Genomic DNA, 21,799 nt, shown 5'->3' with positions numbered 1-21,799 from the left:
GCAGTGTGGGGCCGAGCGGGGCGGCGCGACGGGGGCTTCGTCGCGAGCACGCGACGGGTCACGACCCGACCGCGGCCCCGGCACCACTCGCCGCCCCGACGTCCAGTGGCCCCGACGGCCAGTGGCCCCGTCGACCCGGTGGCCTCAAAGTCAGCGGCCCAGGTACTTCGGCGTCCCCTTCTCGACGAACGCGCGCACCGCGATCGAGTGGTCCTCCGAGGCCCCCGCCCGCGTCTGCAACACGTCCTCCTTGTCCAGCGTCTCGGCGAGCGAGTGCGAGAACCCGTACGCGACGGCCTCCTTGATCGCCGCGTAGGCGACCGTCGGTCCTTCGGCCAGCATCCGCGCCAGCTGCTCGGCCGCAGTGCGCAGCGAGGCCGCCGGGACGATCCGGTTGGCGATGCCCAGCTCGAACGCCTCCTGGGCCGTGATGCTGCGCGGGAAGAGCAGCAGGTCGGCGGCCCGGCCCGGACCGATGACCCGGGGCAGCGTCCACGAGACGCCGGAGTCCGCGGTGAGCGCGACCCCCGCGAACGAGGTGTTGAAGGACGCGGTGTCGGCCACCAGGCGGTAGTCCGCCGCCAGCGCGAAACCGAGGCCGGCTCCGGCGGCGACCCCGTTCACGGCGGCGACGACCGGCTTCGGCGCCTCGGTCAGGGCCCGCACGATCGGGTTGTAGTGCTCCGCGACCGTGCTCATCACCTGCTGCGAGCCCTCGGCCAGCAGCCCGATGTGTTCCTTGAGATCCTGTCCCACGCAGAACGCCCGCTCACCGGCCGCGGTCAGCAGGACGGCTCGTACGGCGTCGTCCGCGGCCGCGTCCCGGACCGCGTCCCGGAGAGCGACCTTGGCCGCGATGTTCAGCGCGTTCATCGCCTCGGGGCGGTTCAGCGTGATCGTCGCGAGCCCGTCGCTCACCTCGTAGAGCACGGTGTCGGCCATGGCGTTTCCCCTCCGTGTCGCGGCTCCGGCGTACTACTGGTCAGTACGTCCGGTGTACGAGGACAGCATGGCGGAGATCACGGTCCGGGGACCGGACGCGACGTGTGACCTGCGTCAAAGAATTCGGGAGGGATTCCGGTGCGCGGAAGTCCGTGCGGCGGTGCAGTATCGCAGTCACATCGCCGAATTGAGTGGTTTTGCTCGCGCGCGTTGCCCAAGCGATGCCGACTGATGTTGGTCATCGGGTCCTGAGATGCGGGATAATGGCCTGGAAGCAATGTGTTCGATGCCGGTGTCGCGAGTCCCACGCTGGATCGCGGCTGCCCTCCAGGGGCCGTCGGCTTTGGCGATGAGCTGGTTTCAGGAAGGGGAACGAGCATGGCGGCCATGAAGCCGCGAACGGGTGATGGCCCGCTCGAGGTGACCAAGGAGGGGCGGGGCATCGTCATGCGCGTTCCGCTCGAAGGCGGCGGTCGACTCGTCGTCGAGCTGACCCCTGACGAGGCCGACGCGCTCGGCGACGCCCTCAAGAAGGTCGTCGGCTGACGCGCAAGCGACCCTACTCTTGCGACCGCTCCGGCATCCTTCTGGGTGCCGGAGCGGTTGTCTGGTCAGCCGTCCCGGGAGCCGCCGCTGCCGCCCGCCCCGAAAGGCCCAAGAGCCGCCCACGAAATGCCCGTGAGGCGTGTACGGCACAAGGCGGGGCTCAGCGCTTGACCGCGCACAGCAGTCCGTCGCCCACCGGGAGCAGCGACGGCACCAGCTCCTGGCTCTCGCGCACCGCCCGCAGCAGCTCGCGGATCCTTATCACCTCGGTGGGCTGCGGCCCCGAATCGACCGTGCGTCCGTTGGCGAAGACGCCCTCGAAGACGACGAGGCCGCCCGGGCGCAGCAGGCGCAACGATTCAGCGAGGTACTCCAGCAACTCCAGCCGGTCACCGTCGCAGAAGACCAGGTCGTAGCCGGCGTCCGCGAGGCGCGGCAGGACGTCCAGCGCGCGGCCGGGGATGAACCGGGCCCGGTTGCTGGCGAAGCCGCAGGCGCGGAAGGCCTGCCGGGCGAACTGCTGGTGCTCCGGCTCGGGGTCGACGGTCGTCAGGACGCCGTCCGGGCGCATCCCGTACAGCAGGTGGATACCGGAGACGCCGGTCCCGGTACCGATCTCCGCGACCGCCTTCGCGTCCACGGTGGCAGCGAGCATCCGAAGCGCGGCGCCCGTGCTGGGCGACACCGAGCGCAGCCCTGCCTCACGTGCCCGGTCACGGGCCCAGTGCAGCGCTTCGTCCTCGGCGGCATAGGCGTCGGCGAACGCCCAGCTTGCCTGCCGGTTGCCGGTAATGACCCTCTCCTGTCCCCGTGGATGCCTGGGCGTGACTGTATCCGTTGCCGCCGGGAACCCGCAGATGGGACCGCGCGTTTGAAGGGGTGGGAACGACAACGGGGGGACACGGTTGGATCACGACGGAGGACCAGGTGCCGAGCAAGTCCTGACGCAGCCGCATGAGCCGTGTCAGCACAGATCAATTTCTCGTAAAACCGCTTATCCGGAGCTAACGGGCGAGGTGGCTATGGTAGGGGCTCCACTGGACATCACCACCAGAGCCGACAGGGGAGGTGCGGCCGCGCTTGTGGATCGGGGAGGAGTGCTGCGGCGCTTTCTCGGGTCGGCAGGCAGGCCGAAATCCGTGAACGACGCCGCTGCTGACCACAGCCAGGCCGCCGGCACCGCCGCCGGCCCCGCCCAGACCGCGACCTTCTCCACCGACGCGGACGGGCAGGCGTGGACTCCGCCCACGTGGGAGGAGATCGTCAGCATGCACAGCGGCCGGGTCTACCGGCTCGCCTACCGTCTGACCGGCAACCAGCACGACGCCGAGGACCTCACGCAGGAGGTCTTCGTCCGCGTCTTCCGCTCCCTGTCGACGTACACCCCCGGCACCTTCGAGGGCTGGCTGCACCGCATCACCACCAACCTCTTCCTGGACATGGTGCGCCGCAAGCAGCGCATCCGTTTCGACGCGCTCGGCGACGACGCCGCCGAGCGGCTGCCCAGCAAGGAGCCCACCCCGCAGCAGATCTTCAACGACGCCCACTTCGACGCGGACGTCCAGCAGGCCCTCGACACCCTCGCGCCGGAGTTCCGTGCCGCGGTCGTCCTGTGCGACATCGAAGGCCTGTCCTACGAGGAGATCGCCGCGACCCTGGGCGTCAAGCTGGGCACGGTCCGCTCGCGCATCCACCGCGGCCGTTCGCAGCTGCGCAAGGCACTCGCGCACCGCTCACCCGAAGCGCGCGCCGAGCGCCGCTCCTTCGTGCCCCGCGTTCCCGCTCTGGGAGGAGGAAGGGGCGCGACCGCGTGAGTGGATCCCGACACAACGCCGCCGAGAGGCTCCTCGCGGAGCAGCACCTCGGAGACCGGCTCTCCGCCCTCGTGGACGGCGAACTCGGTCACGACACCCGTGAGCGCGTACTCGCGCACGTGGCGACCTGCGCCAAGTGCAAGTCGGAGGTCGACGCGCAGCGCCGGCTGAAGAACGTCTTCGCGGAGGTCGCCCCGCCCGCCCCCTCCGAGAGTTTCCTGGCCCGCCTCCAAGGGCTTCCCGGGGGAGGTGACCCGGACGGCGGTGGTACGCCGCTTCCCGGGGGCGGGTTCGCCGACGGGGTCTTCTCAGTGAGAGGAACGCGCCGGGACGAGCCGTTCGAGTTCGGCTACGTACCGGCCCACGGCCACGGTTCCGTACTGTCACCGGCCTCGGACCGGGGCTTCCGTATCCACCCCGTCGGCCGTGGCGACCGTCATGACGTCGAGCGCTCGCGCGGTATGCGTTTCGCGTTCGTCGCCGCCGGCGCGGTCTCGCTGGCCGCGATCGCACTGGGCGGTATGACGACCGTCGCTCCGATCGACACCACCGCGGACAGCCGTGGGGGCTCGGGCTCCGGAAGCAATGTGACACCGGCCCGCACGCCGGGGACGGGCTCGGCCGCGACACCGGAGAGCCAGCGTCGCCGCTCCGCAGGCCCGCTGCTCTCCCAGGGCGGCCAGCTCGGCGACACCCCGGCCGCGCCGACCGCGGTGTCCGCGCCACTGCTGCCCGGTGTGCCCTCCCCGGCCGGTCCGGTCGAGCAGGCCCTGCACCGGCTCACCTCGCCCATGGTGGCCGGCGCCGCGGTCATGTCCCCGCTGATACGTCCGCTCGGCACCACCCCGCCGATCGACCTGACCGCCACCCCCGTGGCCACCGGGCCCGGTCTGCTCGCCGCACCCGTCCCCGCCACCGCCTCCCCCTCCGCGCGGAGCGCCCGCTGACGCGGGCCCGGCACCGCTCCGCCGGGAACCTGGTTGAATCCCTGACCACCCCGCCGATCGACCTGACCGCCACCCCCGTGGCCACCGGGCCCGGTCTGCTCGCCGCACCCGTCCCCGCCACCGCCTCCCCCTCCGCGCGGAGCGCCCGCTGACGCGGGCCCGGCACCGCTCCGCCGGGAACCTGGTTGAATCCCTGAAGGACCGCGCCCGGCCCGCAGCCGGGCGCGACGGCGGCGTTCGCCGGCCGGTGGCGAAGTGTCGCCGGTTCGGCGCTGCGGCCCTTGGGTGAGGCGGCTCGAGTGGGGGAGAGCATGGACGAGGGGAAGCCCACGAGGGCGAAGTGGTGGAGCCGGCCCCGACCGCAGGCGTCCCCCGGGCCACGAAGTCCCGCGGCTCCGGCGCAGGAGCCGACCCAGGCGCCCGCCTCCGAGGAGACCCCGGACAGCGCGCCGTCGACCGGCACCGGGCCCGAGGGCGACTTCGAACTGGCCCGGCCCTCACGGCCGACGCCCGCCAGTGATGCCACGGGTGCGGATGCCGACGTCGAGGTGCCGGGCGGTCGCGCCCAGAGCGCTGAGAGCGCCGGAAGCGCCGCAAGCGGTGACGACGCCGGCCGCGGTGGCGGCGCTGACAGCACTGACGGCGGCGCATGCGGTGACGGCGACTACGAACTGAGCCGTCCTCTCGGGGAAGCGGTACCCCTGTCACCCGCAGCCCCCCTGAGGGCCCACGAGGTGCGGGCGGGGGAGGGGGAACAGGACCGGGCGGATCCGGCCCCCCATCAGGTGGATGAGGCGGACCGGACGGTCCTGGCCGGGCAGGCGGCCCACGAGGGCCACGCCGGTCCGGCGGATCCGGATCCCCCGGTCGACGGGGTCGGGCGGGCCGACGCCGTTCCGTCCGGGGGAGCGGCTCTCGTCGGGATGCCCTCGGTGACGGCCGACGAGCGGCCCAAGCCTCTGCACGATCCCGACCCCTACAGCACCCCGCCGTACGGGGAACCGGGCCCCTGGGCGCCCGCACCACCCGTCCAGCACCCGGCGATGACAGCGACGCCCGCCCCGGCTGCGGCGCTGACCGCTGTGCCCGCACCGGTCCCAGCGATGCCCGCTCCCCCTGCGGCTCGGGCGGCGACACCGCCAACCCCTCCGACCTCGGCGGTGACACAGACGCCCGCCTCGGTCCCGGCCGCGCATGGCACTGCTCCGGTCCCGGCCGCACACGGCACTGCTCCGCTCCCGGCCGCACACGGCCCTGCGTCGGCACCGGCCGCACACGGCACCGCGCCGGCCGTATCCGCCTCTGTCACGCTGCCGACGACGGTGGAATCCGCCGGTCCCGGCGTGTCCGCGGCGTCCTCCGTATCTGCCGCGTCTCCTGTGTCCGCGGCGTCCGCCTCGGTCCCTGGGCAGGCCGCAGCGGTGGACGCCGCCCCGACGCTTCCGGCCGATCCCTGGCGGCGCTACGACCCCTGGTCGGTCACCCCTCTCGCCGGAGCCGCCGACGCACCGCCCACGCACCCAGGGACACACGTCGACGGCCCCCTCCAGTACCCGGGCATGGGAACACCCACCGAGGAGCAGCGGCGCCGGCAGGTGCGGAACAGGCTGCTCGGAGGAGCCCTGGCCGTCGCGCTCGTCTCCGGAGGGCTCGGCGGAGCCGTGGGCGCCTATCTGGAGCGCAACGGCGGGCTGCGCCCTGTGGAGCTTCCGCAGGCCTCCGCCGCGCCCACCGGGCGGCCCGCGGACAGCGTGGCCGCGATCGCCGCGCGCGCCCTGCCCGGCGTCGTCACGCTGCACGTCGGCGGCAGCGAGGCGTCCGCCACCGGCACCGGATTCGTGCTCGACTCGCTCGGCTACATCCTGACCAACAACCACGTCGTGCAGCCCGCCGGGGGTGACGGCGGGATAACCGTCGTCTTCAACGGGGGTCAGACCGCCCGGGCCGAGGTCGTAGGCCGGGACAGCGGCTATGACCTCGCCGTGGTGAGGGTGACCGGGGTGAAGGGGCTGAAGCCCCTCTACCTCGGCAACTCCGACAACGTCCGGGTGGGTGACCCGGTGGTCGCCATCGGCGCCCCCTTCGACCTCGAGGGCACCGTGACCTCCGGCATCATCAGCGCCAAGGAACGGCCCGTCACCGCCGGCGGCGGGAGCGGGGACGGGAGCGACGTGTCGTACGTCGACGCCCTCCAGACCGACGCGCCGATCAACCCGGGCAACTCCGGCGGGCCGCTGCTCGACACGGAGGGCCATGTCATCGGCATCAACTCCGCCATACGGTCCGCCGACGACGGCACCGACTCCGGTACCGCCGAGGCGGGCTCCATCGGCCTGGGGTTCGCCATCCCCATCAACCAGGGCAAGCGCGTCGCCGAGGAGCTGATCAACACCGGCAGGGCCACCCACCCGGTCATCGGCGTCATGCTCGACATGGACTACGCGGGTGACGGCGCCCGGGTCGGAACGGCGGACGACACGGCGGGGTCCCCGGTCACCTCGGGCGGGCCCGCCGACCGGGCCGGCATCCGGGCCGGGGACGTCATCACGGCGGTCGACGGCCGAAGGGTCCACTCCGGCGAGGAACTGATCGTCAGGACCCGCGCCCACCGTCCCGGCGAGCGGCTGGCTCTGACGGTCGAACGGGACGGCAGGGAACGCACCCTCAGCCTGGTCCTCGGCTCGTCCGGCGGCGGCTGATGTGACGCGGCCGGGCGGTGCGGCGCGAAACGCGCCTTCCCGGGGCTCCCGGCCCGATCCCGGCGATTGACAGAAACGTCACAGGTCGGGCGCCGAAACCAGGGCCCACAAGGCAAACAACGCGGAAAACCGGTCGCGTACACCTACCGGGACGCCTTCGGACGGTACCGGTCCGACAGGTGCTACAGGTACCGTGGACCCGGCCCGGACCACGGAAGACCCGAACTGACCACTGAGGGCCGAGGGCCGAGGACCGCGGACATCGCAAGGAGCTTCAGGTGTTCAATGACATAGGACCGCTCGAGGTGGTGACGATCGTCGTCCTCGCTGTGCTCGTCTTCGGTCCCGACAAGCTCCCGAAGGTCATCCAGGACGTGATGCGCACCGTCCGGAAGATCCGTGAGTTCTCGGAGAGCGCCAAGGCGGACATCCGCAGCGAACTGGGGCCGGATTTCAAGGACTTCGAGTTCGAGGACCTCAACCCCAAGGCCTTCATCCGCAAGCAGCTGGACAACGACGAGCTGGGGCTGAAGGAGATCCGCAACGGCTTCGACCTGAAGAAGGAGATGGCCGAGGTCACCGACGCGGTCCACAGCCGCGACACGGAGACCTCCGCCTCGGGCTCGGCGGTGTCCTCCGGGGACGGTCGTATCGACATGACCAAGAAGCCCGAGGAGTCCGGCAAGGACGACCGTCCGCCCTTCGACGCGGACGCCACCTGAGCCACTCGCGCCCCCCGGTGTGAGGGGGCGCACGCCGCACGCGCCGGGCGGCTGCCCGGCAGGCCGGAGCGGGGTGGCTATGCTGCCTGGTTGTTGTGCGGAGCGGACGAGTACGCCCGAAGGGGGGCGGGCCGGTCGTTCCGTCGAGAACGAGGAGGCGTCCGGGCACATGGAGACGACGAGTCGGGCAGTCGCGCAGACGCCGGCCGCGGAGGGTGGACAGCAGGTCCCCCCCGCCCGGCGTGCGGTCGACCGCTACTTGGAGGCACCCTTCCCCTGGTACGGCCTCGACGAGGCCTTCACGGGGCCGCGCTGGCTGATGCAGGTGGGCACCGCTGCCGACGGAGCCGTCGAGCACGGTTCCATCGGACACGGCGACGAGCCCTCCGTACGGCACGAGACGGCCGGTGAGGACCGCGGGAAGTTCGCGGTCGTCGTGACCGTCGCCGGGAACCCCGTACGGCGCAGCCCGGACGGCACGGGCGTACTGGAGGCCACCTCCGTGTCCTCGGCCGCCTGGCTCGCCGGGGTGGGTCTGTTGTCCTTCACCTGGCCGGGCCAGATGGACCACAGTCTGCGCGACGACTGGCTGGACCAGCAGACGGAGACGGCGTGGGTCCTCGCCGACGACCTCGCGGGAGCGGACTGGTCGACGCTCTCCCTGCCGGTCGACGGCGTGCCGACCCCCTTCCACTACCGCGAGTCCGAGTTCGGCTGGGTGCTGGCCGGCTCGACCTCGCAAGGGGTGCACGTGGGGGCGTACGGGCGGGGCATGAGCGCGTACGGTCTCGGCTTCGCCATGATCAAGGACATCGAGACGTACGCCTGACCGGCCGTACGACAGTGGGGGCGCCGTCCGACACGGACGGCGCCCCCACTGTCGTACACGGACACGGAGAGACGGGAGACGGAGGTTCGGGGGACCGGACCCGCTGCCGGCGCGGGAACGGCCTAGAACTTGTTGCGCGGGGTGATTCCCAGCGACAGCCCCGAAAGGCCGCGCTGCCTGCCGCCCAGCTTGCCGGCGATGGCCCGCAGGGCGGAGCCCGCCGGGGACTCGGGGTCGGTCAGGACGACCGGCTTGCCCTCGTCGCCGCCCTCGCGCAGCCGGACGTCGATCGGGATGGAGCCGAGCACCGGGACGGTGGCACCGGTCGTGCGGGTCAGCCCGTCGGCGACCGACTGTCCGCCGCCGGTGCCGAAGACGTCGACCATCTCCCCGCAGTGCGGGCAGGGCAGGCCGGACATGTTCTCCACCACGCCGACGATCTTCTGGTGGGTCTGCACGGCGATGGACCCCGCCCGCTCGGCGACCTCGGCCGCCGCCTGCTGCGGGGTCGTCACGACCAGGATCTCGGCGTTCGGGACCAGCTGGGCCACCGAGATCGCGATGTCGCCGGTGCCCGGCGGGAGGTCGAGGAGCAGCACGTCCAGGTCGCCCCAGTACACGTCCGCCAGGAACTGCTGGAGCGCGCGGTGGAGCATCGGGCCGCGCCAGACGACCGGGGCGTTGCCCGGGGTGAACATGCCGATGGAGATGACCTTCACGCCGTTCGCCGACGGCGGCATGATCATGTTCTCGACCTGGGTAGGACGGCCGTCCGCGCCCAGCATGCGCGGCACGCTGTGGCCGTAGATGTCGGCGTCGACCACGCCCACCTTCAGGCCGTCGGCCGCCATCGCCGCCGCCAGGTTCACCGTCACCGACGACTTGCCGACGCCGCCCTTGCCGGACGCGACCGCGTACACCCGGGTGAGCGAGCCCGGCTTGGCGAACGGGACCTCCCGCTCGGTCTGGCCGCCGCGCAGGGCGTTCGCCAGCTCCTTGCGCTGCTCGTCGCTCATGACGTCGAGGGTGACGTCGACCCGGGTGACGCCGTCCACCCGGGAGACCGCGTCGGTCACCCGCTGGGTGATCGTCTCGCGCATCGGGCAGCCGGAGACCGTCAGGTACACCGTGACCGCGACCGCTCCGTCGCCACCGATCTCCACCGACTTCACCATCCCGAGCTCGGTGATGGGCCGGTTGATCTCGGGGTCGTTCACCGTCGCCAGTGCCTCGCGCACCGCGTCTTCGCTAGCCATAAGGACGATGGTACGGCGACCCGTGGGGGCGCCGGTAAGCCCGTCACCGGTCTTCTACGTCACGTCCCCGCGACCGTTCTGCCGGGAATACGGCGTGTTCGCGGTGCCCGTCCCGCCGCTCCTCCAGCTCCTTGACCATGTCCTGGAGTTCTGAGCGGATCCAGTCCCGGGTGGCGACCTCGCCCAGACCGATCCGCAGGGCGGCGATCTCCCGGGTCAGATACTCGGTGTCGGCGATGGACCGCTCGTTCTGCTTGCGGTCCTGCTCCAGGTTGACCCGGTCGCGGTCGTCCTGCCGGTTCTGCGCCAGCAGGATCAGCGGGGCCGCGTAGGAGGCCTGCAACGACAGCATCAGGGTCAGGAAGATGAAGGGATAGTTGTCGAAACGCAGATCGCGCGGGGCGAAGATGTTCCACAGCACCCACGCGATGATGACGACCGTCATCCAGACGATGAACCGCCCGGTGCCCAGGAAGCGGGCGATGCGCTCCGACAGCCGCCCGAAGGCCTCCGGGTCCCACTCGGGCAGGATCCGGTGCCGGGGCGGCCGCGGCTGGTCCAGACGGGCCCGGGGGCGGCTCGTCGCCGTGGCGCCGGCCGGGGTGCGCTCGGTCCGCCCCGTCTCGCGGTCAGGAGTCATGCGGGCCCACCCCCTCCGTCTCGCCCTCGTCGAGGTGGAACTCCGTCTCCCGCCAGTCCTCCGGCAGCATGTGGTCCAGGACGTCGTCCACGGTCACCGCGCCCAGCAGCGAGCCCGCCTCATCCACGACGGGCGCCGCGACCATGTCGTACGTCGCGAAGAACCCGGCGACGACCGGCAGCGCCGCGTCCGGCGCCAGGGTCTGGAGGTCCTCGTCCAGCATCGAGCTGACCAGCGTGTACGGGGGGTCGCGCAGCAGCCGCTGGAAGTGGACCGTACCGAGGTACTTGCCGGTCGGGGTCTCGTCGGGCGGGCGGCACACGTAGACCTGGGCGGCCAGGGCGGGGGAGAGGTCGCGGTTGCGCACCCGTGCGAGGGCGTCGGCGACGGTGGAGTCGGGTCGCAGGATGATCGGCTCGGTGGTCATCAGCCCGCCCGCGGTGTGCTCCTCGTACGACAACAGGCGCCGCATGTCCGCCGCGTCGTCGGGCTGCATCAGGCTCAGCAGCCGCTCCTGGTCCGGCTCGGGCAGCTCGGACAGCAGGTCGGCCGCGTCGTCGGGGTCCATGGCCTCCAGGACGTCCGCCGCGCGCTCCTCCTTCAGCTTGCCGAGGATCTCGATCTGGTCGTCCTCGGGGAGCTCCTCCAGGACGTCGGCGAGACGGTCGTCGTCGAGCGCGGCGGCGACCTCGGCGCGCCGCTTCGGCGACAGGTGGTGCAGAACGTTGGCGAGGTCGGCGGGGCGCAGCTGCTCGAAGGTGGCGAGGAGGCTCTCCGCCCCCTGTCCGTGCTCCTCCAGCGAGAATCCGGTGACCGCCGACCACTCCACGGTCAGTGTCTCGCCCTTCGCCCGCCGGAAGGCGCTCGCCTTCTTCCCCTTGCGCACGAAGACCCGGTCGATCTCCCAGTCGCGGCGGGCGGGCAGCTGCTGCACCGACACGTCGAGGACGCTGACCTCCTCGCCGGTCTCGACGAGCGTGACGCGCCGGTCGAGCAGCTCCCCGAAGACGAGTCGCTCGGTGGGCCGTTGTTCGAAGCGGCGGACGTTGAGCACACCGGTGGTGATGACCTGGCCGGACTCGATGCCGGTCACCCGGGTCATGGGCAGGAAGATGCGGCGGCGCGTGGACAGTTCGACGACCAGCCCGAGCACCCTCGGCGGCCGCCGCCCCACCCGCAGCACGACGACCAGCTCGCGCACCCGCCCCACCTGGTCTCCGTTGGGGTCGAAGACCGGAACGCCGGAGAGATGCGACACGAAGATCCGCGGAGCGCCCGCTGCCATGACCGCACCTCCTTGTCCGCCAGTGCTGTCACCGGTGATGTTCTTTTCCCAATTGCCCGTTCGTGCGGGCTTCAGGCTAGCCCGTCCCGATCGGATCCGCCCTGGTGGGGGGTCCGGACGGACTGGCTCCGTTCGCCGTCCGCGGCCCCGGTACGCTGCCGTACGCCGCTCAGCACACCCCCGCAGAAAGGCAGCGTTCTCTGTGACTGCGATTCCCCAGTTCCGAACTCGCCGGGCCTCGCTGGTGAGCGCGATGTGCGCACTGGTCGTGGGCATGGGACTGACGGGGTGCGGTGAGGACCCGGACGCCGGCACCAACGGGGTGGGCAAGCTGCCCCCGGCGCAGATCCAGGCGAGGACCAAGGCGGCGGCCGGTGGCGTGGACACGGTGCGGCTGTCCGGCAGCGTGGTCACCAGCGGGCACACGTACAAGCTCGACATGCGGCTGAAGGCGGACGGCGGCACCGGGTCGGTCACCGCGGAGGGGGCCACCTTCCATCTGCTGCGGGTCGGCGAGCAGCTGTACCTGAAGGCCGACGCGGCGTTCTGGAACAAGGAGGACGGCAAGTCCGGCGACGGCGGCTCGGACACGGCGGCCGGCGACAAACTCGGCGGCAAGTACGTCAAGGTGCCGACGGGCGACCCCTCGTACAAGAAGTTCAGCGGCTTCACGGACAAGGACCTCCTCCTCGACGGTCTGCTGACGCTGCACGGCACACTGGCCACCGACGGTCACCACGAGCAGTCCGGCGTCCGCACGATCCGGATCACCGGCGGCGGCGGGTCCGGCGGCAAGCTGGACGTGTCGCTGGAGGGCAGGCCCTACCCGCTGCTCCTGGAGCGCGCCGGAGGGGCCGGAACGCTGAGCTTCTCCGCCTGGGGCAAGGACTTCGCCCTGAAGGAGCCCGGGACGGACGAGACGGTGGACTACGGCAAGCAGCTCCCGACATCCTGACCGGCTGACCGGCTGACCGGCTGACCGGCTGACCGGCTGACCGGCTGACCGGCTGACCGGCTGCGAGTGGCGGTGGCTACGCGCGTCTGCGCTTTCGCAGCAGCAGCTTCGGCAGCCCCGCCGGCGCCGGCTCACGGGTGGTGGCGGGCGAGGGCACCGGACGTGCCGCCAGATCCCCTTCGGGCAGGGGCAGTGTCGCCCCCGTCGGCTCCAGGCGGAGCACCCGGCACTCGCGGGCCCAACGCTCGGTCATCGCCTCGCCGTCGGGCGCGTTCAGCCGCTTCCCCTTGAGCTCGCCGACGGCCGCCTCCCACACCTGCGAGCCCGGTGCCAGCGGTACGACCCGCGCCGTCCAGGAGACCAGCCGGCCGCCCTTGTCCTTGCTGCGCACGGTGACCTCGGCCGAACCGCCCTCGGCCAGCCCGGTCAGCGGCTGCTCGCCGGGCCCGTCGCCGACCAGACAGACCGCGCCCTCGTGCCACACGTGCCACAGCGCACGCGCGGCCGGTTCACCGTCGCCGCGGACCCAGACGAGGCCGGACTTCTTGGTGGCCTCCTCGACGAGGGCCCGGTCGAGCGGCAGCTCTCTTGTCATGGGCTCACCCTAGCGAGACGGCGGCGGGGCACTTACAGCCAGCCGTTGCGCTTCAGCGTGCGGTGGATGCCCACACAGAGCGCCACCATGGCCGACATGACCACCGGGTAGCCGAACTTCCAGTGCAGTTCCGGCATGTAGTCGAAGTTCATGCCGTACACCCCGCACACCATCGTCGGCACGGCGATGATGGCCGCCCAGGACGTGATCTTCCGCATGTCCTCGTTCTGCGCGACGGACGCCTGCGCCAGGTTGGCCTGGAGGATCGAGTTGAGGAGCTCGTCGAAGCCGACGACCTGCTCCTGCACCCGGGCGAGGTGGTCGGCGACATCCCGGAAGTACTTCTGGATGTCGGGGTCGACCAGCCGCATCGGCCGCTCGCTCAGCAGCTGCATCGGACGCAGCAGCGGCGACACCGCGCGCTTGAACTCCAGTACCTCACGCTTGAGTTGGTAGATCCGGCCGGCATCCGTGCCACGCGGAGTGCCCTTGCGGCCCGGCGAGAACACCTCCGTCTCGACCTCGTCGATGTCGTCCTGCACGGCGTCCGCGACCGCGATGTAACCGTCGACGACATGGTCGGCGATGGCGTGCAGGACCGCCGAGGGGCCCTTGGCGAGCAGTTCGGGGTCGTCCTGGAGGCGGTGGCGCAGCGCGCGCAGCGAGCCCTGGCCGCCGTGCCGGACGGTGATGAAGAAGTCCTTGCCGGTGAAGCACATGACCTCACCGGTCTCGACGACCTCGCTGTTGGCCGTGAGCCGGTCGTGCTCGATGTAGTGAATGGTCTTGAAGACGGTGAAGAGGGAGTCGTCGTAGCGCTCCAGCTTGGGCCGCTGGTGCGCCTGCACGGCGTCCTCCACGGCCAGCGGGTGCAGTCCGAACTCGCTGGCGATACCGGCGAATTCGGCCTCGGTCGGCTCGTGCAGGCCGATCCACACGAAGCCTCCGTCGCGCCGCACCCGGCGCATGGCCTGCTGCGGGGTCGGCGGCTGCGTGTAGGAGACGCGTGCCCCGTCGCGGTAGACCGCGCAGTCGACGACGGCCGACGGCGTGGCGGGGTCGCGGGTGGTGTCGTAGGCGCCGGTGTCCGTACGCCCGCCCCCCTTGCGCAGGGAGGGGCGGGCGGGGCGGACAACGGCACGGAGGTCACGGATCATCGACATGGCAGGCTCCTTCGCGACGAGCAAAGAAAGACCGCCACGACGGGTGGAACTGCCCGGAATGAGGACGTCCTGGCTGGGGATGTCGGCACGTCCACAAAGCGGGGAGCACCGCTCCGTCGCGGTGGCGAGCTTCGCTGCTGAATCTGACCGGAGAGATCTGGCAGACCGGATGGATCGGGCAGATCAGGTAAAGAACAAAACGAAGTGCTCTTCCGCATGAAGATGAGCGCGAGAGATGGCGACCAGCCGGAGGCCGGGAAGCCGGAGCAGCTGCGTCAGCGGCCGGAAGAGCGAGTGGTACTGCACGGGTGACTTCGATCCATGACAGCCCCACCTCCTCCAGCCGGTCCCTCGTAAGGGAGTCTCGTCTGTGTCGGGGCAAGATCGCGACTCCCCCAGTGCCTCAAAGCCTGGGGGGAACCCCATCTGCGCGCTACCCCGAACTACCGGGCAAGAGTAGCAGTCGACTGAAGTGTCAAGGCGCTGCTTTGCCCCGCGCGGACGAGTTCTATGCTCGCCGCATGGCAGAAGTTCTTCCTCTGGTCGAGGCCCGTTTGCGCAGCGCGCTGGGCGAACCGGACGCCCGCGCGGCGGTCACCTTCCTCGGTACGGACCGCCTGGAGGTGCTGCGTTTCCACGAGGGCGACCTCGTCCGCTACGCCACGCTGGGCATGTCGGCGCAGCCGATGAGTGACCCGACGGCGGTGCTCGCCGACCCGGTGAAGGGTCCGCGCGCCGAGCTGGTGCTGTCCGTGCGGCCCGGCGCCGCCGACACCGACAAGGTGCTCAGGCCGCTCGCCGTGCTCGCCGCGTCCCCGCAGGTCGAGGGCGCGGTCGTGGCCCCCGGCAGCTCCCTCGACGTGGGCGAGCCCCTGTGGCCCGGGGCTCCGTTCACCTCGGTCCTGGTGGCCGAGCCGGGCGGTCTGGTCGAGGACCTCGGCCTCGACGAGCCTCTCGACCCGGTCCGCTTCCTGCCTCTGCTCCCCATGACCCCCAACGAGGCCGCCTGGAAGCGGGTGCACGGCGCCCAGGCCCTCCAGGAGCGCTGGCTGACGAACGGGACGGACCTCCGGGATCCGTCCCGGAAATCCGTCCCGCTCGACTGACGCCCCGACCGAAGCCCTCGTGAGGAAGGTCACCAACGCCCGGCCAACGTCCGTCAGTTGACGTGCCGACCGCTCGCGCGGCCCGGTCGGTCCCCTCGGCTCAGCCGGCGAAGACCGACACGCCGTCCTGTGTGGCGTGCTTCGGCTCCAGTTCCTCGGCTTCGTGCGTCAGCGCCTTGCGTCGGACGACGACCACGACCGCGCCGAGGGCCGCGGTGACCGCCGCGACGACGAAGGGGACGTGGATGTCGGTCCACTCCTCGATCTTCGGGGCGAAGTAGGGCGCGGCCGCCGCCGCGAACCACCGCACGAAGTTGTAGCCGGCGCTGGCCACCGGACGCGGGGCGTCCGAGACGTCGAGCGCCAACTCGGTGTAGACGGTGTTGTTCACGCCGATGAACGCGCCCGACAGGATGGTGCAGACGATCGCGGTGGTGTGGTCGCCGTAACCGAGGACCAGCACGTCGACGGCGAGCAGCGCCAGCGAGCCGCCGAGCACCTTGAGTGAGCCGAACCGCGCCTGTAGCCGCGGTGCCACGAGAACCGAGAAGACCGCGAGCAGCACACCCCAGGCGAAGAACACCGCCCCCGACCTGTACGGGCTCATGTCCAGCACGAACGGGGTGAAGGCCAGCACGGTGAAGAACGTGTAGTTGTAGAAGAACGCCGAGGCCGCGGCGGAGGCGAGACCGCCGTGGCCGAGCGCCTTGAGCGGGTCCAGGAGGGAGATCTTCCGGGCCGGCTTCGGCTGCTCCTTCAGGAACACCGTGATGCACAGGAAGCCGACGGCCATCAGGAACGCGGTGCCGTAGAAGGGGTAGCGCCAGCTGGCGTCGCCGAGCACCGCGCCGAGCAGGGGGCCGCAGGCCATGCCGAGGCCCAGGGCCGACTCGTAGAGCAGGATGGCGGCCGCGCTGCCGCCGGCCGCCGCCCCGACGATCACCGCGAGGGCGGTCGAGACGAACAGCGCGTTGCCGAGGCCCCAGCCCGCGCGGAAGCCGACGAGTTCGCCGACCGAGCCCGAGGTGCCCGAGAGGCCCGCGAAGACGACGACGACGGCGAGGCCGAGCAGCAGCGTCCGGCGGCCGCCGATACGGCTGGAGACGAAGCCGGTGACCAGCATCGCGAAGGCGGTGATCAGGAAGTACGAGGTGAAGAGCAGGGAGACCTGGCCGGCCGTGGCGTCCAGCCCCTGGGCGATGGACGGCAGGATCGGATCGACGAGGCCGATGCCCATGAAGGCGACGACGGACGCGCCGGCCGTCGCCCACACCGCCTTCGGCTGCCGCAGGATGCTTCCCGCTCCCGCGTCGAATGTGTCCATGGTTCCCCTCACCCCTCAGCAAGATGGTTGGTATATACATACAGTACGTTAGGGCGCCTAATAAATGCAAGCTACATGTAAAGCCTTCCGGGCGGTCACTTCCGTCCGGACGGGTGATCGTCCTTGACGTGGGCGGGCTCGGGTAGGACCGTGGGGCTCTATGAGGGGCGAACCCAGTTGCCCGAAGTGTGGTGGCCGGGTCAGGGCTCCCGGACTCTTCGCCGATTCCTGGCAGTGCGACGCGCACGGGACGGTGTATCCGCTTCAGCCCGTGATCCCGCCCAGCGTCGAGGCCCTCAGCGTCGTCGTGCACCGCACCCAGGTACCGGTGTGGATGCCGTGGCCGCTGCCGGTCGGCTGGCTCTTCACGGGCGTGACGTACGCGGGGGACGACCGCAGCGGGGGCCGTGCCACCGCCGTGGCCTGCACCGGGCCCGGCCCGCTCGGCGGCATGGGCGAGCTGATCCTCGTGGCCGAGGAACTGGGCGTCGGACTCGGTGCGCGGTACGCCGGTGTCGACGGCCCGGATCCCGGCCCGTACATGAGCGTCGAGAAACCGCCGCAGGCCAAGGTCCTCGCCGCCGGCCGCCCGACTCCGCTGTGGCATGTGTCCGCCACCCCGGACGACCGGGCCGTCTTCGCGGGCGAGGCGCGAGGGCTGTGGCTGTGGGCTGTGGTGTGGCCCGAGCAGTCCGGACTGCTGATGTACGACGAGCTGGTGCTCACGGATCTGCGCGACGCCGGGGCCGAGGTGGAACTGGTGCCGTGCGGGGCGCTGTCGCCTCGGCTGCTGAAGCCTTAGCGCTCCGCTGGGCTGCGGGGTGACCGGAGTGCGTGCGGCTTGCGCGGCTTCGCCGTCTGCTGCGCCGTCGTGGCTGGTCGCGCAGGGGTCCGCGCCCCTGGAGGGGGAAGGGCTTCGTCGTCGTCTGCTGCGCCGCCTTGCCCGGTCGCGCGGTTGCCCGCGCCCCTGAGGGGTCAGGGTGTCGTCCGTGCTGTGCGGCCCCCGGGGGCGAGGTGTAGGGGGTGCTTGGGGGTTTCGGGTGTGACAGGGGTGGGGTGATGAGCGGTTATGCTGAGGCGTCCTCTTTCGTTCCGTCATCGCCTGGAGTCTGTGTCGTGCGCATCGATCTGCACTGCCACTCCACGGCCTCCGACGGGACGGACACCCCGGCCGAGCTGGTCCGCAACGCGGGTGCCGCCGGTCTGGACGTCGTCGCGCTGACCGATCACGACACGACCCGCGGACATGCCGAGGCCGTCGCCGCGCTGCCGTCCGGGCTCACGCTCGTGACCGGTGCCGAGCTGTCCTGTCGTGTCGACGGCGTCAGCATGCACATGCTGGCCTACCTGTTCGACCCCGAGGAGCCCGCCCTGCTCGCCGAGCGTGAGCTGGTGCGCGACGACCGGGTGCCGCGGGCGCGGGCCATGGTCGCCCGGCTGAACGAGCTGGGCGTGCCCGTCACCTGGGAGCGGGTCGCGCGCATCGCGGGCGAGGGGTCCGTCGGGCGACCGCACGTCGCCACCGCCCTGGTCGAGCTCGGCGTCGTACCGACCGTGAACGACGCCTTCACCGGAGACTGGCTGGCCGACGGCGGCCGGGCCCACGTAGCGAAGCACGAGACTGACCCCTTCGAGGCGATCCGCCTGGTCAAGGGCGCGGGCGGGGTCACCGTCTTCGCGCACCCGGGCGCGAGCAAGCGCGGTCGTACGGTGCCGGAGTCCACGATCGCCGAGCTGGCCGCCGCCGGCCTCGACGGTATCGAGGTCGACCACATGGACCACGACGCGGACACGCGCGCACGACTGCGCGGGCTGGCCGCCGATCTGGGGCTGCTGGTCACCGGCTCGTCGGACTACCACGGCAGCCGCAAGACCTGCGTGCTCGGCGAGTACACGACCGACCCCGAGGTGTACGGGGAGATCACCCGGCGGGCGACCGGGGCGTTCCCGGTGCCGGGGACCGGCGGAGCCTGAGGCTCACCTCCGCACCCCTGGTCCGTCCTACTCCCCGCAAGGTTTCCGTACTGATGTTCGACATTGCCGTCTTCGGCTCCCTCTTCCTCACCCTCTTCGTCATCATGGATCCCCCCGGGATCACCCCGATCTTCCTCGCGCTCACCGCCGGGCGCCCCGCCAAGGTGCAGCGGCGGATGGCTTTCCAGGCCGTCTGCGTGGCGGGCGGTGTGATCACCGTCTTCGGGCTCCTCGGGCATCAGATCCTCGACTACCTGCATGTCTCCGTGCCCGCCCTGATGATCGCGGGCGGGCTGCTGCTCCTGCTGATCGCGCTGGACCTGCTCACCGGCAAGAACGACGAGCCGAAGCAGACCAAGGACGTCAACGTGGCGCTCGTCCCGCTGGGTATGCCGCTGCTGGCGGGCCCCGGTGCGATCGTGTCCGTCATCCTCGCCGTGCAGAAGGCCGACAGCGTGACGACGCAGGTGTCGCTCTGGGCGGCCATCCTCGCCATCCATGTCGTGCTGTGGCTGGTGATGCGCTACTCGCTGCTGATCATCCGGGTCATCAAGGACGGGGGCGTGGTCCTGGTGACGCGGCTCGCGGGCATGATGCTCTCGGCGATCGCGGTGCAGCAGATCATCAACGGTGTCACGCAGGTGATCCGGGGCGGCTGACCGGCCCGGGCACAGCAGAGCCCCCTACGGCGTCGCCGTAGGGGGCTCTGAAACCTGTAAGGGACCCGCGTTACGAGGCCGAGGTGTCGGCCGGACGGATCCACAGCCGCTGCCCGATGGCGGCGGCCTGCTGAACGATCCGGTTGACGGAGGCGGCGTCCACGACGGTGCTGTCCACGGCGGTGCCGTCGACGTCGTCGAGTCGCATGATTTCGAAGCGCATGGCTTCTCCCTTCGTCTGGTCATCCTCCTGAGGAGAACTACTTGGTTACGTAGGGAGTCAACGGGATGCGTGTTACAAACATTCCCTACGCTAAAGAAATTTTTCGAACGGCTAATTACTCACCGGTAAGAGGGTTCACGGGGACTGAACGGGACCGGTTGTGTTCGCAGCGTGACCACCGGAACAATGGAGGCGATGAACGACGACCTCCCGGCCCTCGCCGCCCGCATCGACCGCACGAACGAGCTGCTCACCCGCATGCTCGCCGAGGTGGCCAAGACACCCTCGACCCACGCGATCTTCGTCGACGCGGGGTACCTGTACGCGGCGGCGGGACGCCTGGTGGCCGGGACGGAGGACCGCCGGGCCTTCGACGTCGACGCCGAGGGCCTGATCGAGGCGCTCATCGACCGCGCCCGCTCGATCTTCGCCGACAGCCGGCTGCTGCGCGTCTACTGGTACGACGGCGCCCGGCGCCGTATCCACACCTCCGAGCAGCAGTCCATCGCGGAACTGCCGGACGTGAAGGTGCGGTTGGGCAACCTCAACGCCAACAACCAGCAGAAGGGCGTCGATTCGCTGATCCGTACCGACCTCGAGTCCCTGGCCCGGCACCGGGCCATCAGTGACGCGGCCCTGCTGGGCGGCGACGAGGACCTGGTCTCGGCGGTGGAGGCCGCGCAGGGGTACGGCGCCCGGGTGCACCTGTGGGGCATCGAGGCGCCGGAAGGCCGCAACCAGGCCGAGCCGCTGCTCTGGGAGGTCGACAGTCAGCGCACCCTCGACCTGGACTTCTTCAAGCCGTACGTCTCACGGCGCACTGCCGCGGCCTACGAACAGGCCGGCGTGAACCGGCCCACCCGCGAGGCCGTCCGTTTCGCCGGTGCGCAGGTCGCGGCGAAGTGGCTTTCGGCGCGGGGCAGGGAGGCACTGGCCGAGCTGCTGCCCGGCCACCCCTACCTCCCCGGCTCCGTCGACCAGGACCTCCTGGTGGAGGCGGAGGGAATTCTCCAGTACTCCCTGCGCGGCCAGGCGGACCTGCGACGCGCGCTGCGGGACGGCTTCTGGGAGCACGTGCAGACGCAGTACTAGGACGCGGCGGTACCTGGGCTGGAGCAGCACCAGGACCTGGGCGGTATCAGGACCTGAGCGGTACCTGGACCTGAGCAGCACCTGGACCTGAGCGGTACCAGGACCGGGCGGGCAGGGCCGGGGGCGAGTCCGGACTACGACGGTTGCCGGTGTCCGGGGTGGCGGTCCCAGAAGTCGGCGAGCGCGCGGGCCGTCGGCAGCGGCTGGTCCTGGTTCGGTGAGTGCTCGGCGCCCGCGATGATCGTCCGGTGTGCGCCCAGCCGCACGGCCATGTCGTCGAGGAGGGGGACCGGCCAGGTGTCGTCCAGCGCACCCGACAGGACATGGAGCGGCAGCGGGACGGCAGCGAGTTCCTCGACCCGGTTCGGCTCGACGCACAACTGGCGCCCGGTCGCGAGGAGTTGAGCGGGTTTGTGGTTCAGCCAGCGCTGCCGCAGCAGCTCCGGTGCGCCGAAGCCGCTGGCCGGGCCGCCCACCTCCTCCGGCGGACCCATCGCGAGGATCGCCTCCCAGACCTCCGGCATCGTCATCACCGCGAGCGCGTCGTGCAGCAGCTTCACGCGCTGCTTCTGGGAGTCCGAGATCTCGGCCGGACCCGAGGCGACGAGCGTGAACGAGACGAAGGCGGAGTGGTCCAGCAGCACGGCGGCCCGGGCGATCTGACCGCCCAGAGAATGCCCGACGAGGTGCAGGGGAGTGCCGAGGGCCGCCGCCTGCGCCAGCACGTCCCGCGCCGATTCCTCACGCGCGTACGCGGATTCGTCGTCGGCGGGCCCGTCGGACTCGTTCTGCCCCCGCCCGTCCACGGCGACCGTCCGGTAGCCGCGGGCCGCGAGCGGTTCGTGCAGCCGGTGGAAGTCCTCCTTGCTGCCGGTGAAGCCGGGCAGCAGCAGCGCGACACCGCGCGGCTCGACCCCCGCGGGCACGGGCGAGTCGACCACGGCGAACTCACCGCGCCCGGTCCGCAGGTGGTACGCACGCGCGCCAGGGGGCGGCGGGAAGGGGCTGGTGGCGCTCGCACTGGTCAC

At 71.2% G+C, this 21,799-nt stretch carries 22 protein-coding genes; 12 read left to right on the top strand and 10 right to left on the bottom strand.

The genetic code is table 11. The annotated features are described in order from the left end of the window. Window positions 1-150: 150 nt before the first annotated feature. A complete protein-coding gene (locus OHS71_RS14890) occupies window positions 151-942 on the bottom strand; it encodes an enoyl-CoA hydratase/isomerase family protein (RefSeq protein WP_328479859.1) in 792 nt (263 codons plus the stop codon). Between the two features lie 378 nt (window positions 943-1,320). On the opposite strand from OHS71_RS14890, the gene OHS71_RS14885 reads away from it, so the two are divergent. Beyond that, window positions 1,321-1,488 (top strand): DUF3117 domain-containing protein, encoded by a 168-nt coding sequence (locus OHS71_RS14885; RefSeq protein WP_003966491.1) that lies wholly within the window; start codon window positions 1,321-1,323, stop codon window positions 1,486-1,488. Between the two features lie 160 nt (window positions 1,489-1,648). Here OHS71_RS14885 and OHS71_RS14880 read toward each other — a convergent pair whose 3' ends face one another. Beyond that, complete coding sequence (locus OHS71_RS14880) at window positions 1,649-2,347, bottom strand: O-methyltransferase (RefSeq protein ID WP_328484518.1); 699 nt, start codon at window positions 2,345-2,347, stop codon at window positions 1,649-1,651. Between the two features lie 238 nt (window positions 2,348-2,585). Here OHS71_RS14880 and sigE point away from each other — a divergent pair, with 238 nt between their 5' ends. From sigE to OHS71_RS14855, 5 genes are all read left to right on the top strand, one after another. Beyond that, window positions 2,586-3,302, top strand: coding sequence for an RNA polymerase sigma factor SigE (gene sigE / locus OHS71_RS14875; RefSeq protein WP_328484517.1), 717 nt, complete (start codon window positions 2,586-2,588; stop codon window positions 3,300-3,302). Next, window positions 3,299-4,249 (top strand): anti-sigma factor family protein, encoded by a 951-nt coding sequence (locus OHS71_RS14870; protein WP_328479858.1) that lies wholly within the window; start codon window positions 3,299-3,301, stop codon window positions 4,247-4,249. The genes sigE and OHS71_RS14870 overlap by 4 nt, the downstream gene beginning before the upstream one ends. A 1,043-nt stretch (window positions 4,250-5,292) precedes the next feature. Then, window positions 5,293-6,948 carry a trypsin-like peptidase domain-containing protein gene (locus OHS71_RS14865; RefSeq protein WP_443047164.1) on the top strand — a complete coding sequence of 552 codons (1,656 nt, stop codon included), beginning with the start codon at window positions 5,293-5,295 and terminating at the stop codon, window positions 6,946-6,948. 278 nt (window positions 6,949-7,226) lie between these two features. Further along, window positions 7,227-7,670 carry a sec-independent translocase gene (locus OHS71_RS14860; protein ID WP_328479857.1) on the top strand — a complete coding sequence of 148 codons (444 nt, stop codon included), beginning with the start codon at window positions 7,227-7,229 and terminating at the stop codon, window positions 7,668-7,670. Between the two features lie 169 nt (window positions 7,671-7,839). Next, on the top strand, window positions 7,840-8,499 hold the full coding sequence (locus OHS71_RS14855) for a hypothetical protein (RefSeq protein ID WP_328479856.1): 660 nt from the start codon (window positions 7,840-7,842) through the stop codon (window positions 8,497-8,499). Window positions 8,500-8,621: 122 nt separating this feature from the next. On the opposite strand, the gene OHS71_RS14850 is transcribed toward OHS71_RS14855, so the two are convergent. The 3 genes from OHS71_RS14850 to OHS71_RS14840 are packed head-to-tail and all read right to left on the bottom strand — an operon-like array spanning window position 8,622 to window position 11,680. Next, window positions 8,622-9,755, bottom strand: a complete 1,134-nt coding sequence (locus OHS71_RS14850; RefSeq protein WP_328479855.1) for an Mrp/NBP35 family ATP-binding protein — start codon at window positions 9,753-9,755, stop codon at window positions 8,622-8,624. 43 nt (window positions 9,756-9,798) lie between these two features. After that, window positions 9,799-10,395, bottom strand: coding sequence for a DUF1003 domain-containing protein (locus OHS71_RS14845; RefSeq protein WP_328479854.1), 597 nt, complete (start codon window positions 10,393-10,395; stop codon window positions 9,799-9,801). Beyond that, window positions 10,385-11,680: a magnesium transporter MgtE N-terminal domain-containing protein gene (locus OHS71_RS14840; protein ID WP_328479853.1), complete on the bottom strand. Its 1,296-nt coding sequence runs from the start codon at window positions 11,678-11,680 to the stop codon at window positions 10,385-10,387. The genes OHS71_RS14845 and OHS71_RS14840 overlap by 11 nt, the downstream gene beginning before the upstream one ends. A 202-nt stretch (window positions 11,681-11,882) precedes the next feature. Between OHS71_RS14840 and OHS71_RS14835 the strand changes: the two genes are divergently transcribed. After that, window positions 11,883-12,635, top strand: a complete 753-nt coding sequence (locus tag OHS71_RS14835) for a hypothetical protein (protein ID WP_328479852.1) — start codon at window positions 11,883-11,885, stop codon at window positions 12,633-12,635. Window positions 12,636-12,711: 76 nt separating this feature from the next. On the opposite strand, the gene OHS71_RS14830 is transcribed toward OHS71_RS14835, so the two are convergent. Further along, window positions 12,712-13,230 (bottom strand): hypothetical protein, encoded by a 519-nt coding sequence (locus OHS71_RS14830; protein ID WP_328479851.1) that lies wholly within the window; start codon window positions 13,228-13,230, stop codon window positions 12,712-12,714. A 32-nt stretch (window positions 13,231-13,262) separates the two neighbouring features. Next, window positions 13,263-14,393, bottom strand: coding sequence for a magnesium and cobalt transport protein CorA (locus OHS71_RS14825; protein WP_328479850.1), 1,131 nt, complete (start codon window positions 14,391-14,393; stop codon window positions 13,263-13,265). A gap of 521 nt (window positions 14,394-14,914) precedes the next feature. Between OHS71_RS14825 and OHS71_RS14820 the strand changes: the two genes are divergently transcribed. Then, window positions 14,915-15,499, top strand: coding sequence for a suppressor of fused domain protein (locus OHS71_RS14820; RefSeq protein WP_328479849.1), 585 nt, complete (start codon window positions 14,915-14,917; stop codon window positions 15,497-15,499). 100 nt (window positions 15,500-15,599) lie between these two features. On the opposite strand, the gene OHS71_RS14815 is transcribed toward OHS71_RS14820, so the two are convergent. Next, complete coding sequence (locus OHS71_RS14815) at window positions 15,600-16,823, bottom strand: MFS transporter (protein WP_328479848.1); 1,224 nt, start codon at window positions 16,821-16,823, stop codon at window positions 15,600-15,602. Between the two features lie 160 nt (window positions 16,824-16,983). Here OHS71_RS14815 and OHS71_RS14810 point away from each other — a divergent pair, with 160 nt between their 5' ends. The 3 genes from OHS71_RS14810 to OHS71_RS14800 all read left to right on the top strand — a co-directional run bounded on the left by OHS71_RS14810 (window position 16,984) and on the right by OHS71_RS14800 (window position 19,456). Continuing rightward, on the top strand, window positions 16,984-17,625 hold the full coding sequence (locus OHS71_RS14810) for a DUF6758 family protein (protein WP_189920023.1): 642 nt from the start codon (window positions 16,984-16,986) through the stop codon (window positions 17,623-17,625). Window positions 17,626-17,939: 314 nt separating this feature from the next. Next, the gene (locus tag OHS71_RS14805; protein WP_328479847.1) at window positions 17,940-18,797 is read left to right on the top strand and encodes a PHP domain-containing protein; all 858 of its coding nucleotides are present in this window, start codon (window positions 17,940-17,942) and stop codon (window positions 18,795-18,797) included. A 53-nt stretch (window positions 18,798-18,850) separates the two neighbouring features. After that, entirely contained in the window at window positions 18,851-19,456 is a 606-nt protein-coding gene (locus OHS71_RS14800) for a MarC family protein (RefSeq protein WP_328479846.1), read from the top strand. 70 nt (window positions 19,457-19,526) lie between these two features. Here the strand turns inward: OHS71_RS14800 and OHS71_RS14795 are convergent, their stop codons facing one another. Then, window positions 19,527-19,679 (bottom strand): hypothetical protein, encoded by a 153-nt coding sequence (locus tag OHS71_RS14795; protein ID WP_328479845.1) that lies wholly within the window; start codon window positions 19,677-19,679, stop codon window positions 19,527-19,529. Between the two features lie 195 nt (window positions 19,680-19,874). Here OHS71_RS14795 and OHS71_RS14790 point away from each other — a divergent pair, with 195 nt between their 5' ends. Further along, window positions 19,875-20,771 carry an NYN domain-containing protein gene (locus OHS71_RS14790; protein ID WP_328484515.1) on the top strand — a complete coding sequence of 299 codons (897 nt, stop codon included), beginning with the start codon at window positions 19,875-19,877 and terminating at the stop codon, window positions 20,769-20,771. A 134-nt stretch (window positions 20,772-20,905) separates the two neighbouring features. Here OHS71_RS14790 and OHS71_RS14785 read toward each other — a convergent pair whose 3' ends face one another. Further along, complete coding sequence (locus tag OHS71_RS14785; protein WP_328479844.1) at window positions 20,906-21,799, bottom strand: alpha/beta fold hydrolase; 894 nt, start codon at window positions 21,797-21,799, stop codon at window positions 20,906-20,908.

The sequence above is a fragment of the Streptomyces sp. NBC_00377 genome, assembly GCF_036075115.1.
Classification (GTDB): domain Bacteria; phylum Actinomycetota; class Actinomycetes; order Streptomycetales; family Streptomycetaceae; genus Streptomyces.
The sequence above is the reverse complement of the archived record's forward strand: the minus strand, read 5'-3'. Positions and strand labels throughout refer to the sequence as shown.

Coding starts and splice junctions, on each gene's coding strand:
- OHS71_RS14790 (WP_328484515.1), top strand. CDS start 19,875: ATGAACGACGACCTCCCGGCCCTCGCCGCCCGCATCGACCGCACGAAC.
- OHS71_RS14820 (WP_328479849.1), top strand. CDS start 14,915: ATGGCAGAAGTTCTTCCTCTGGTCGAGGCCCGTTTGCGCAGCGCGCTG.
- OHS71_RS14815 (WP_328479848.1), bottom strand. CDS start 16,823: ATGGACACATTCGACGCGGGAGCGGGAAGCATCCTGCGGCAGCCGAAG.
- OHS71_RS14825 (WP_328479850.1), bottom strand. CDS start 14,393: ATGTCGATGATCCGTGACCTCCGTGCCGTTGTCCGCCCCGCCCGCCCC.
- OHS71_RS14840 (WP_328479853.1), bottom strand. CDS start 11,680: ATGGCAGCGGGCGCTCCGCGGATCTTCGTGTCGCATCTCTCCGGCGTT.
- OHS71_RS14865 (WP_443047164.1), top strand. CDS start 5,293: ATGACAGCGACGCCCGCCCCGGCTGCGGCGCTGACCGCTGTGCCCGCA.
- OHS71_RS14885 (WP_003966491.1), top strand. CDS start 1,321: ATGGCGGCCATGAAGCCGCGAACGGGTGATGGCCCGCTCGAGGTGACC.
- OHS71_RS14850 (WP_328479855.1), bottom strand. CDS start 9,755: ATGGCTAGCGAAGACGCGGTGCGCGAGGCACTGGCGACGGTGAACGAC.
- OHS71_RS14845 (WP_328479854.1), bottom strand. CDS start 10,395: ATGACTCCTGACCGCGAGACGGGGCGGACCGAGCGCACCCCGGCCGGC.
- OHS71_RS14830 (WP_328479851.1), bottom strand. CDS start 13,230: ATGACAAGAGAGCTGCCGCTCGACCGGGCCCTCGTCGAGGAGGCCACC.
- OHS71_RS14810 (WP_189920023.1), top strand. CDS start 16,984: ATGAGGGGCGAACCCAGTTGCCCGAAGTGTGGTGGCCGGGTCAGGGCT.
- OHS71_RS14800 (WP_328479846.1), top strand. CDS start 18,851: ATGTTCGACATTGCCGTCTTCGGCTCCCTCTTCCTCACCCTCTTCGTC.
- OHS71_RS14890 (WP_328479859.1), bottom strand. CDS start 942: ATGGCCGACACCGTGCTCTACGAGGTGAGCGACGGGCTCGCGACGATC.
- OHS71_RS14795 (WP_328479845.1), bottom strand. CDS start 19,679: ATGCGCTTCGAAATCATGCGACTCGACGACGTCGACGGCACCGCCGTG.
- OHS71_RS14855 (WP_328479856.1), top strand. CDS start 7,840: ATGGAGACGACGAGTCGGGCAGTCGCGCAGACGCCGGCCGCGGAGGGT.